Source organism: Methylobacterium sp. WL116 (assembly GCF_008039455.1).
Classification (GTDB): Bacteria; Pseudomonadota; Alphaproteobacteria; order Rhizobiales; family Beijerinckiaceae; genus Methylobacterium.
This window is the reverse complement of the sequence record NZ_VRUV01000115.1, coordinates 1-10,637: the sequence shown is the minus strand read 5'-3', so window position 1 is coordinate 10,637 and position 10,637 is coordinate 1. Positions and strand designations below refer to the sequence as shown.

Annotated in this window: 11 protein-coding genes and 1 pseudogene; 9 read left to right on the top strand and 3 right to left on the bottom strand. The window is 59.3% G+C overall.

Annotation, left to right across the window (positions count from 1 at the left end; genetic code table 11):
- Positions 1–135 precede the first annotated feature (135 nt).
- The 9 genes and pseudogenes from FV223_RS11245 to FV223_RS30305 form a co-directional block, all read left to right on the top strand.
- Positions 136–552: pseudogene (locus FV223_RS11245) on the top strand (recombinase family protein); the annotation flags it as partial.
- Positions 553–1,201: 649 nt separating this feature from the next.
- Positions 1,202–1,843: an AAA family ATPase gene (locus FV223_RS11235; protein ID WP_147727125.1), complete on the top strand. Its 642-nt coding sequence runs from the start codon at positions 1,202–1,204 to the stop codon at positions 1,841–1,843.
- 26 nt (positions 1,844–1,869) lie between these two features.
- Entirely contained in the window at positions 1,870–2,157 is a 288-nt protein-coding gene (locus FV223_RS11230) for a CopG family transcriptional regulator (protein ID WP_147727122.1), read from the top strand.
- Complete coding sequence (locus FV223_RS11225; RefSeq protein WP_187276119.1) at positions 2,150–3,295, top strand: replication initiator protein A; 1,146 nt, start codon at positions 2,150–2,152, stop codon at positions 3,293–3,295. The genes FV223_RS11230 and FV223_RS11225 overlap by 8 nt, the downstream gene beginning before the upstream one ends.
- Positions 3,296–4,492: 1,197 nt before the next feature.
- A complete protein-coding gene (locus FV223_RS11220) occupies positions 4,493–5,623 on the top strand; it encodes a hypothetical protein (RefSeq protein ID WP_147727121.1) in 1,131 nt (376 codons plus the stop codon).
- 148 nt (positions 5,624–5,771) lie between these two features.
- A complete protein-coding gene (locus FV223_RS11215; protein ID WP_147727120.1) occupies positions 5,772–6,002 on the top strand; it encodes a hypothetical protein in 231 nt (76 codons plus the stop codon).
- Positions 6,003–6,126: 124 nt separating this feature from the next.
- Positions 6,127–6,891 carry a hypothetical protein gene (locus FV223_RS11210; RefSeq protein WP_147727119.1) on the top strand — a complete coding sequence of 255 codons (765 nt, stop codon included), beginning with the start codon at positions 6,127–6,129 and terminating at the stop codon, positions 6,889–6,891.
- 360 nt (positions 6,892–7,251) lie between these two features.
- A complete protein-coding gene (locus FV223_RS11205) occupies positions 7,252–7,884 on the top strand; it encodes a hypothetical protein (protein ID WP_147727118.1) in 633 nt (210 codons plus the stop codon).
- 88 nt (positions 7,885–7,972) lie between these two features.
- Entirely contained in the window at positions 7,973–8,302 is a 330-nt protein-coding gene (locus FV223_RS30305) for a hypothetical protein (RefSeq protein ID WP_187276118.1), read from the top strand.
- A 201-nt stretch (positions 8,303–8,503) separates the two neighbouring features.
- Here the strand turns inward: FV223_RS30305 and FV223_RS30300 are convergent, their stop codons facing one another.
- From FV223_RS30300 to FV223_RS11190, 3 genes are all read right to left on the bottom strand, one after another.
- A complete protein-coding gene (locus tag FV223_RS30300; RefSeq protein WP_187276117.1) occupies positions 8,504–9,328 on the bottom strand; it encodes a hypothetical protein in 825 nt (274 codons plus the stop codon).
- A gap of 133 nt (positions 9,329–9,461) precedes the next feature.
- Positions 9,462–9,953 (bottom strand): hypothetical protein, encoded by a 492-nt coding sequence (locus FV223_RS11195; protein WP_246689666.1) that lies wholly within the window; start codon positions 9,951–9,953, stop codon positions 9,462–9,464.
- A 185-nt stretch (positions 9,954–10,138) separates the two neighbouring features.
- On the bottom strand, positions 10,139–10,474 hold the full coding sequence (locus FV223_RS11190) for a DUF3768 domain-containing protein (RefSeq protein ID WP_147727117.1): 336 nt from the start codon (positions 10,472–10,474) through the stop codon (positions 10,139–10,141).
- Between the last annotated feature and the right edge of the window lie 163 nt (positions 10,475–10,637).

Sequence of the window (10,637 nt, the reverse complement as noted above, 5' to 3'; positions counted from 1 at the left end):
GCTTCTGCCGGCTTCTTGGCCGGTCCGGATGTCTGCTTCATCTTCGCTCCTCAGGGGCTACGATGAACCAGCCATCCTCCGTTCGTGAAGACCCTCATTCTGTCCCACAGGTGCTGACGTCGGACAGCCGTCGACGATCGGCTCGGCCGGTCGCTCGTCGAGATGATGCGCACCATCGACAGCCTGCGACTGAAGGAGATCCACTTCCGGTCGCTGACCGAGCAGTTCGACAGCGATACCGCTCACGGGCGCTTCGCCCTGCAGATGCATGGCGCCATGGCTGAGTACTTCCTCGACCTCAACCGCGAGCGCACGATGGAAGGGCTCAAGGCGGCGCTGGCCCGCGGGCGCAAAGGTGGCCGGCCGAAGAAGCTGACCGAGGCCGACGTCGAGGTGGGCCGCGCCCTGCTGCAGTCGGGCACCATCTCGATCACGGCCATCACCAAGCGCCTTGGGGTGAGCCGGGACACGTTCCACAACTACTTCCCGAAGGCGTGGGCACGCAGCCAGGCAGACCTTGCCGCTTCGGCGATCCGACAGGCATCCTCCTAATGCCGATCCGGCGCGAGCACCGCTTCTTCTATCCTATTGATTGGCCCCAGCTCTCGGCCATGATCCGCTTCGAGCGGGCGAAGGGGCGCTGTGAGGTTTGCGCCCGTCCGCATGGACAGCGCGTCTTCCACCTCGGGGACATCGGCGTAGCACTCAAGCGCGCCACGATCAGGCGGTTCCCTCAGCTCATTTTCTCCCATTTATTAGCCCCTCCATCAGTCGAGGCGTAATTGTTGGCCTAGTGTCATGTTAGCCCGTTATAATAGTGATTTAAACCAAAATCATTGTTTTTCATAGTAAAACAATTTTTTGACGCTGTCGACTATCGAGCAGATCAACGAACAATTCCGCGTCTCCGAGGCCGCTCTGAATGCTGCCCCTTAGGCCGGCGAGCCCAGCTGCTCCTATCGTAACGAAGTTGCTCCGTCTGGAGGCTGAGCTAGCTACTGCGCAGCGGCCTAAGCTGGCGAGAAGGCCGCCAGCGCCGCTAAGGAGGCCGAAGCCATCTAGGCTGTGACGCGGTGACATCTGGCTAGGCGACAGCCAGCAGCCCGCCGGCGCCCGCCGGCGGCGGCGCTCAATCCCTTGTTAATCCGACATCATTAGCCAATAATGATTAGGGTAGTTTAATATGAAAAAGGGGGTGACAATGATCGTCACGATAGGGGCAACAAAGGGAGGTGTCGGCAAGAGCACCCTATCCATCAATCTCAGCTGCGCTCTGGCCGCGTCTGGCCGCGATGTGTGGTTAGTCGACGGTGACCGACAGGGAACCAGCCAGACCGCCATCACCATCCGTACCGATAGCGGACAACAGCCTGGCATCGCGGTCGCTCAGTACGCCGACGGGCAGACCCTGCGCGGCCAGATCCAGCACCACCGGTCCAAACACGACGTAATCATCATCGACGCGGGCGGCCGGGACTCCACTGCGCTGCGCGCTGCCTTGGTACTGAGCGACGTGCTGCTCGTCCCGTTCCAGCCACGTAGCCTCGACGTCTGGGCGCTGCAGCAGATCTCTGACCTGATTGATGAGGCTCGCAGCGTGCGTGACGGGCTGAAGGCCTACGCAGTGCTCAACTTGGCGGATCCCGGGTTTACCTCGACCGACAACGTCGACGCAGCCGCGGCTATCGGTGATTGGCCTACCTTAGAGTACCTGGACACGCCGATCGTACGCCGGAAGGCCTTTGCCAATGCCGCCGGCCAGGGCGTATGCGTCCACGAGCTGACCCCCAAAGACCCGAAAGCCTGCGTCGAGTTGGATAACCTGATTGCGCGCTTGTTTTAATATGAATTTCATCTAGGAACCATATCATGTCAATCACACGCGCGCCGTTCAAGCCGACCTTAGAACCTGCTCCCGCTGCCCGTGAGGAACGTTTCATCTCCGGCGCCCCTGACGCTCAATCACAGGCCACTGGCCGAGGAATCCGCAAGGGGAAGAAGGAGCAGATCACCATCACCGTGGCGCCGGAAATCCTGGATCGCGTGGACGAGGCTCGGCACAAGATGGGCCTGAGCCGGGCTGCCTGGATCAACACCTGCATCTTCCAGGGCCTGGAGAGCGGGTTCACCGGCATTCGGGGATCGCGGGATGAGTAGCGAACCGAAGCAGCTTGGTGACCTGCTGGGGGAAGCCGGGCTCGAGGCTAAGCTTGAGGCGCTGGGCAAGGCAGTGGCTCAGGACGCTGCCGCGAGGCAGGCTACACTAGAACAAACCGGAGAGGGGGCGCAGAAGCGCCAGGAAGGCCCAGCAGAGCGCGCAGCACAGATCCAGGCTCGTAACCAAGGCAAGGCGCTGAACGGCTCTAGCGGCCAAGCTGTCGAGCCCCGAAGCCCCGCTCCAGCGCTCACTCAGCAGATCGATCTGTTTATCGCCACCGGCCGGGCCGCAGCGCCCAAGGACGAGTTGGCGACCATGGAGCATCCGGTCTACGCGATCGAGGATGGTGACCAGCGGATCATGACCTACGAGCATAACGGCGTGACCTTGGAGGTGACGCCGTCGGTGAAGGGTAGGGCGACCATCCACGACAAGGACATCGTACTGACGTGCGTGTCCAAGGTCGTCGACGCCGTGAACCGCGGTGAGCCGGTCTCCCGCACCGTTAGCATCAAGGCGCACGACGTCTTGACCTTCACGAACCGTAGCACATCAGGTCGCGGCTACGAGCTGCTAGAGCAGGCCCTGGAGCGGCTTGCCGGCACCCGCATCAAGACCTCGATCGCCACTGGGAAACCGGCCAGGCGCCGCACTAAGGGCTTCGGCCTGATTGATGCCTGGGAGACCATCACCCGAGGACCGAACAACCGTCTAGAGGAGCTGCGTATCACCTTGAGCGAGTTCACCTTCGACGCCGCCATGGCGCTGGAGGTGCTGAGCATCGACCAGAACTACTTCAAGCTCAGGAAGGCCACTGAGAAGCGGCTGTACGAGCTGGCCCGCAAGCACTGCGGCGACCAGGGGCGATGGAAGGTTGGGCTCGAATTGCTACAGAAGAAGGTCGGTAGCCGCCAGCCCCTGTTCAAGTTCCGGGCAGCCGTACGCAGCATTGGGGAAGAGGGTTCGCTGCCTGGCTACCACTTAGTTTTCCTGCACACCGACGATTCCGTAGTATTCTACGGTCGGAGCGCGGTAGGCTTGGTGGCGATGGAAAGCGACCTAGTCACGCTCCCTAAGCCTAAGGCGGAAGGCTCTCGGCGAAAGTCGGTTCGCAGATCAACCGCAAAGGGCATCTAATTCGTCACTCTACGGATAAATTACCGCAAGGCATTGTTATGTATGATTTTTCACGGAATATCGAGGGGACTGCCAAGTTCGTTCTTGACACGGAAAGCTGGGTTTTGCAGCTGCTTCCGATGCGGATTCGCCCCTCTACGGATAGTTGCGGGCTCCGAACCCTACGACTCGTCACTCTGCGGATGTTCGCTTCGTCACTCTAGGGATAGAGGTTCGACACTCTGCGGATAACGCAATTCGTCACTCTGCGGATAAATACCCCCATTTTCGCCAGCAAAATCAGGAGTTTGCGAAGCCCTAACAACGCGCGCGCGTCTTTAACTAATTAACATATTTCTTAACGTGGTGGATGGAGGCACAGAATAGCGAGGAGAAAGCTCGGCAGCGGGTTGGCTCGAAGACCCTGAGCCAAGTGCGGGGTGAAACTCGCAGCTCGCCACCTTCACAAAACTCTGCCTTTGCGATGTTCCCATCGACCTGGAGTCAATCGACACCGTCCCTTTGGCTTGGCGAAAAAGCCCGCAGCGCCTCGGGGCGTGTCGCGAACTTGGATCTAAGACGCAGAACGACCCCTTCCGTTCCGCTTTTCCCCTTTGTTCGCCTGATGAAGGCCGGGCGGACCTATTCACCCGCCCGAGGCGGTAGTGGGGTTCCTCGTGGCCGAGGCGGAGGTTAAGCGTTCGACATTGATCAGTGGCCGGCGATAAGCGGCGATCAAGTATGCCCACAAGCTCGGGGGGCTGCCTTCCGCCGAGCGGAACTGATCGCGCTCGACGTGGCTGACCTCGGCGAGGATCCAAAAGGCCTACGCGTCATGCACAGTTTGAAGGTTGATTAGAAAGGGCAGAGGTTCGAGAAGGCGATCTCGAACGAGCGATTCATTCGCCCGGTGGCCCTAGTGCGAGAATGGGTGAAGGCGGCCGGGATCATGGAAGGGCCTCTGTTCCGACCGGTATCGCGATCGGCAAGGTTGTAAGAGGTTCGCAAGGTTGGCGAAGCTGCCCACGCCTCCTTATTTCGCGATTGGGCCGTAGAGCGGACGAGCCACCCGCGGGAGGTAGTTGAGATGGCACTCGCACACACAGTTGAGAACCGGGTGGAAGCAGCTTACGCCCACAGCGAGCTACTGGATCATCGTAGAGATATTGGGGAAGCGTGGACACAATCCATTTGCCCTGCTGAGGAATAGATAATCTTATGAATTCCCATGATTCAAATAATAAATATGATCTCATCTGGGAAGTTGTCAGCAAATCATCGGAAAGAGGGCTTACGGTCTCAACATTCAGAGCAAAAGGTCGCACTTATAACGCCGTTAGCTCAAAAGATTCATTTTATAATCATGCTTGGGAAGCTTTTGACTTAGAGCAAGTCTGTGGAATACTAACACATGAAGAAACCTCGTTCAAAGGACATAAATATGTGCTGACAGCTGCCTTGAGTAGTTGGGCGCTCGATCCAGGAAAATGGCGTAGTCCGAGCAACCTCGTCCACCAAGCAGACGTGGCCAAAAGCACGACTCGCCGTCAGGCTATTGTACTAGCGGCCACGGAGATAGTTTCAAATCTAGAGCGAAGATTAGTTAGAAACGCGCTAAATGGCAAATCGACACGAGATAGCTATGCGGCAATAACGACTATGTCACCCACATTTTTCAACGAAATTTACTATCCAATCGGCGGACTTCGCAGGATCATGCGCACGCAGACGCGTGTAAATTTGCTAAAAAGATTGCAAAAGTTTAGACAGAGCATTTATTTGAGTATCACTTTAGCTGCCATTGAACACTGTCACTTTCAGGGGGTTGATAGAGGTTCTAAACTTGAAAAAACTGGCGTTGAAAAATCAACGACCTTAGTCGGGATAATACTTGCCGCATCGCGCGGCGAGGAAACCGTGACACCAAATAATGTAGACAATAGTCACTATAAATTCATACGGAAGAGCTTGCCATTTTTGTACGCGGCATACTCCATAGATTTGCCAGACGGTCGAAATCTTCTAGACGTTATAATGGAGGCTGATTGGAAAATAGCAAATGAGGATGATGTAGCGTCTCTTTGGTTTGGTAGGACACTGTATTGGGTAAAATTTATGCTCGCTCCGCATCGCAGAGTCGCAGACGACGAACTCATCATTCGCGCTTTATCTAGTGTTGATCCAATACCATTTGAACCGCCCCCGTATGTCGCAAACTACAGGTCCCTGATCGAGTATTTTCATGAAAGGGGCAACATGGCTCAGTTTAACAATAAAGAAGATGAATTTTGGGCCGCAAACAACATGGTGCGCCCGAAGCTGAACGGGAAGAAAGCCCTTGGATGGTAGCGCTCATTTATCAAGGGGTCTGACAGGGGGCGGACCGGGTTCTTAATGAGGTAGACCGGGTCTACCTCCCGGCGGACCGACTACCGTGCACCTCATGAACACTCTTTACTCCAGTTGACCACACAGCAGTGGTCTTCAGGAGAAGAGTATGAACGACAACATCCCTCCGGGCAGCACACCTCCCACCGCGCCCGCAATGCTGCCGGCGACCGGCCTCGTGCGCCATTCGCGCGTGTTTGAGTTCATCCCGATCAGCAGCTCGTCTTTCTATGCGAGCCAGGCCAAGGGCCTCTACCCCCACCCCGTGGCTATGGGCCCACGTGCCCGCACCTACCACGCCGAGGACGTCAGCGCCCTCATCGAGAAGGGCGTGGCCTAACCGTCGCGGGCATCGTGCTCGACCGCACGAATGGCCGCCGCGGCTAGAAATGATGAACGCTGCGGCGAGCTTTCACAGCACACCGTCCAAATTTCTTAGTGAAATTCTGCAGGAGCCAGACATCATGAGTGACGAATTCGACCCGAACGACTTTGACGCACCACGCCGCGATCTCGCCTCGTTCCTCTCAGAATTGAACAAGGTGATCCGCAACAACGAGCGCGGCTATCAGGCCGGTTTGCGCGGCACGTCGGCCTCCTTGCTGGCAGCCCACAATTTCGTCGCCGGCGACTTCGGCGCCTTTGAGGAAATGATTGACCACAAGTGCTTCGCAGACGACGAGAAGGTCCACTCGCGCAACGAGAGCAACTACCACGAGTACGTTGCCAAGTGCATCGTGAAGCGGTGCTTTGCGGGTAGCAACGCCTTTCCCTGCACGCTCTCTAAGTTCACGACGGTCCTGAAGCACTTGGCGGCGGAGGGAGTCGAGCCGGAGGAGTGCGCCCAAACCATCAAAGACGCGGGCGGCTTCAAGGACTTCTACGAGCTCGCGGTTGCGGCCAAGCGTGAGGGCAAGGCCGCGAGCGGGAGCGGTGAGAATACGTCAGCCTCGAAGGCGCGTAGCCGCTCCGGGGACAAGAGCACGTCTGAGCGCTGCAGTGAAGGGGCCAGCGTCCAGGGCCACGCAGAGGACCCCCACGGCAGTCAGCTCTGGATTGATCTTAATGATGATGTACTTACCGATTTCAGCATTCATGCCGAGGATGACGAAATCCGCCTACTGAAGGTCCGCTGTGATGGTAAGCGCGGTCGCAAGAGCCCCATGATCTGGACCCTGTTAGATTATGAGATCTTAGACGAATCAAACTCCGATGACGACGATATCTAGTGCTTGTTTATTTAAGAAAATAAAATCATAAATATCAAAAGAAATGGCCCCGAGTAGGTGAAACTACTCGGGGTTGTTGTTTTACAATGCTTGTATATACGACTGTACGATTGATAATTAACGCACCAGCATGTGGTAAATGATAGCCATGTCCACATTGATATGGTGATGACTATGATACCACGCCCAGCATTCACCCCCTTTCTAATGCGTGAGCATAACCAAGCTGCTCATCTTATTAAAAGTTTGAGAGGGTACTATCAAAAGGAATACAATGAACCCGAACGGGAAGTGTGCCGCCTTCGGCGGAACCTCGCTCACAAGCTTGCGGCTCACAATCCCTACGCGCGAGAGTATTGGATGCGAGAGTGGGGTGGCCGATTGTGTCACCGGCTCGGCGCTGCGGCGCCAGACTGGGAGCCAAGGCAGCCGGTTTTTTTCATCACCCTCATCGACGAACAGCAAATCGTCTACCCCGCGGGGATAGAGCGTGGCTGGCGCCCGAACCCGGGGATCAACGGCATCCGCCGTATCTATCGCCGAGCGCTGCGGGGCTTCGATCATTTCGGAATGCTCGACCCCGCCCTCTACGTCTCGACGCAGCGCGTGGAAGGGGTGCCGCGCTTCATTCTTTGGCACGCCCACGCTCTCGTCTGGAACACTTCGGTCGCGGATCTCGATGCCTGGGCGAAGGACCTGCGACCAACGATGCGTGCCTACCTCCCCTACGCCACCGGGGTAGATCATCGCCCCGTCCGACCCAATGGGTTGCGTCAGCTCATTTGGTACATTTCGAAGACTCCTCGCAAACAGTACCAACTCTTCAAACGAGATACGAATTCACTGCAGCAGTATGTCGGGCGGCTAAACGGCGTCAATGCGGTTCGCCTCTATTCCGAAATGCGCAATATGAAGCTACCTCAGCTCACATTTGCTGCCGGTGAAGGGCGGAGAATAGTTCGTACAACTATCAAAGCGACATGTGACTGGTAGTAGAGTTCTACGGTACCAAAATCAGCTGATTTGCGACTCCAGTAAATACATCTCACCGGTGGAAACAGCCACTGGCTGAGGACCTACCATGAAGATGAAATTCTACGGAACCCCTGAGAACTTAGTGAGATATGTTGATGCGTGCGGTCGCGAGGGATTTTGGAGCTACCACAGCGGCAATAGATTCTATCGGTTTCTCACGATCAGTGGTGAGATCCTCGATTGGTGGCCGAACACGGGCACGCTGTCGTTTCGGGGCAAGCCGGGGCCGCTCAAGCATCGCCTTCACGCCGAACTTTCCCGCTCCACGCAGCCGGTGGTGATGCCGCTGAATGCTGGAAGTACGAGGACTTTGGCGACGATGCGCTCGAAGGCGCAACCCCGCAGTCGGGACCGCCGCCTAAGCAATCCGGGCTAGACAGCTCGGCCGATGCCAGGTCGAAAAATATAGTCGGACGGGGTCGCTCCCCGCCCGGCTTTTTTTGTGCCTAATCCGCCCTTTTTAATCGCGTTGCTGCGCACGGCGGGCCTTGTTCTCTCCGCCACCCTGGACGCCGGGATCGACCTAGTGGAGGGGGCCGGGGGAGTAGGACGGTCGCAGCGCCCGCCCTGATCTTCGTCAGAAGCCCGACACGTTCACGAGGATGCTGCTGCCCCGCGCATACAGCCGCCACACGATGGCGCGTTCGCCCGAGTTCAAGGCGGCGGTCCCGGTGCAGAGGCGATCGCGCTTGTCCGCGTCGAAGCTCAGTTCCCGGATCTCATCGAGGGCGAGCAGCTTGCGATTGACCTGGCGGTTGTCATCGGCGCCCTCGATCGCCCGGCGGACGAGGTCCCGGGTGGAGCGGGCATCGCAGGTTGGGAAACTGGTCGAACCGCGCGGCCAGATGAACCAGACGACGAGGAGCAGGGCGGGCGCCTTCCACCACCAGCCGCTCCAGCGGGTCTTCGGCCTACGCGGCTTCCTGAGCCGCCGTTTCTGGTCCTCATAGTCGGCATCGTGGAGGGCACCGCGCCGGTGCAACTCGGCTAGCCGCTCGAAGGGATCTACCTCCGGCTTTGGGCCTTCTCCCGCGGCCCAGCGCCGCTCGATGTCGGTGACGATGAGCGGGATGGCCTCCTTCGTCTGCACATCGCCATAGGCCATCCGAAACTGCTCGACGGCCGCTGGTCCGAGCTCGGCCAGCCGCTCGACCGCCGCCTTGATCTCGGGATCGTAGGCGGCCAGCAACGCCCAGCGATTGCGAAACGCCTCGGTATCACCGGGGCGCTGCTGCGACTTAACAAAGGCCAAGGCGATGAGGGCGGGCGCAAAGAAGAAGCACGTGGCGGCCCAACTTCGCTTGTTGAGGCCTTTGCGCTTGGCGAGATCCCAGGCGGCAACGCCGGCGACCACTGCGATCCCGAGGATCGGCCATAGCGATTGTCCGTCAGTCTCGTCCATGACATGTTTCCAATCCTGATTGTCGATGATGAGTGGTTCGGTCTGTCTCGGTCGCGACGTTGCTGACCGAGGTCGACGTCCCGAGGCCGGTCCCGCTGCGGGCTAGGCGCGAGCGGGCGCTGTGGCGGCATGGTCACGATCCCGTGCTGCCACGATCGGCGAGGCCCCTAAGATCCACGAGGATCAGCCGAAGCTCGCGCCACGGCGGCGTCGTGCCCGCATGGGGACCAGGTTCGCGTGTGCTGAGTAGGACGACGAGCTTCAGCACCACCGCGTCGTAGGTCCGAGCGGGGGTGGCGAGCAGCCCATCGGCCCCGTCGAGGACGGCCCTGTCCAAGGCAACCTCACACTCCTGAGCGGCGGTCAGGCCGGCTTGATCGGCCGCCTCGTCCCATCGCTGCTGCCGGCGCTGGAGCACCCGCTGCAGGCGCCGCCGATGGCGGCCTGATGAGATGACGCGGGCGATGGTCCCGGCGTCGCCGGCATAGCGGTGTGATTCATCCCAATCGGGCGGCAACGGCACCCGCGGGTAGTCCATCTGAGTGAGAAGCGTCGCCTCGATGCGGTCGCAGCACGCCAGCACGGCCTCATGCCGATCGACGAGCTCCTGAAACTCCGCAAACAAGCGCGGTATCAGGTCAATGACCGGTCCAGAGGTGCCCGGATGGGGCGACGGCCGCCCAGAACCCGCTACCTCCTTCCCGATCGCCGGCAGGCTCCCGAGGAGCGCGAGCAGGCGTCGGCGGGTTGATGATCCCCGCGCTGATGGTCGGGCCGCCTTGGGCGGGGCGTCCTCGTGCCAGTCCACCTCTAATACTCGATCGCTAGGAGCACGGTCATGACGCGCTCAGTGACCCCGGTGTCAGCCGGGTCCGGCGAGGGACGGGCGCGGCTGCGGTCGAAACAGTCGATCTTCCAGAACACGCGCTCGCCGGCGGCTTCCACCGCGCCAAAATCGTGTTCGCCGTGCGGATCGTTGTCGGGTTCGAAGCGATCGAAGGCAGCGATGGCGTCGAGGATGATCTGTTGCCGCTCACGGCCGAGCGCGACAACACCGGCGGAGAGGACGAGGGTGCCGCCGGACAGCGAGCGGCGCAGGGTGTCGTTGAGCGCAGCAACGCGCCCGACGTCGAGGAGGTCGGTCATGCATAGCCTCGGAGGATGAGAAGGGGGGTAGGGCGCGGCGGACGTGCAGGGTCGCCGCTGGGGCGCCCGGGCCGGCGATGCCTGACCCGGGCGCAAGACGCTGCTGCCGGGGGCTATTCCTTGCCGGGGGGCATCAGGGCGAGCTCACCGGGCTGCCGAAGGA

Bases quoted from the DNA above. Each gene is read 5' to 3' on its own strand.
- FV223_RS11235 (WP_147727125.1), top strand. From the start codon at position 1,202: ATGATCGTCACGATAGGGGCAACAAAGGGAGGTGTCGGCAAGAGCACC.
- FV223_RS11230 (WP_147727122.1), top strand. From the start codon at position 1,870: ATGTCAATCACACGCGCGCCGTTCAAGCCGACCTTAGAACCTGCTCCC.
- FV223_RS11225 (WP_187276119.1), top strand. From the start codon at position 2,150: ATGAGTAGCGAACCGAAGCAGCTTGGTGACCTGCTGGGGGAAGCCGGG.
- FV223_RS11220 (WP_147727121.1), top strand. From the start codon at position 4,493: ATGAATTCCCATGATTCAAATAATAAATATGATCTCATCTGGGAAGTT.
- FV223_RS11215 (WP_147727120.1), top strand. From the start codon at position 5,772: ATGAACGACAACATCCCTCCGGGCAGCACACCTCCCACCGCGCCCGCA.
- FV223_RS11210 (WP_147727119.1), top strand. From the start codon at position 6,127: ATGAGTGACGAATTCGACCCGAACGACTTTGACGCACCACGCCGCGAT.
- FV223_RS11205 (WP_147727118.1), top strand. From the start codon at position 7,252: ATGCGAGAGTGGGGTGGCCGATTGTGTCACCGGCTCGGCGCTGCGGCG.
- FV223_RS30305 (WP_187276118.1), top strand. From the start codon at position 7,973: ATGAAGATGAAATTCTACGGAACCCCTGAGAACTTAGTGAGATATGTT.
- FV223_RS30300 (WP_187276117.1), bottom strand. From the start codon at position 9,328: ATGGACGAGACTGACGGACAATCGCTATGGCCGATCCTCGGGATCGCA.
- FV223_RS11190 (WP_147727117.1), bottom strand. From the start codon at position 10,474: ATGACCGACCTCCTCGACGTCGGGCGCGTTGCTGCGCTCAACGACACC.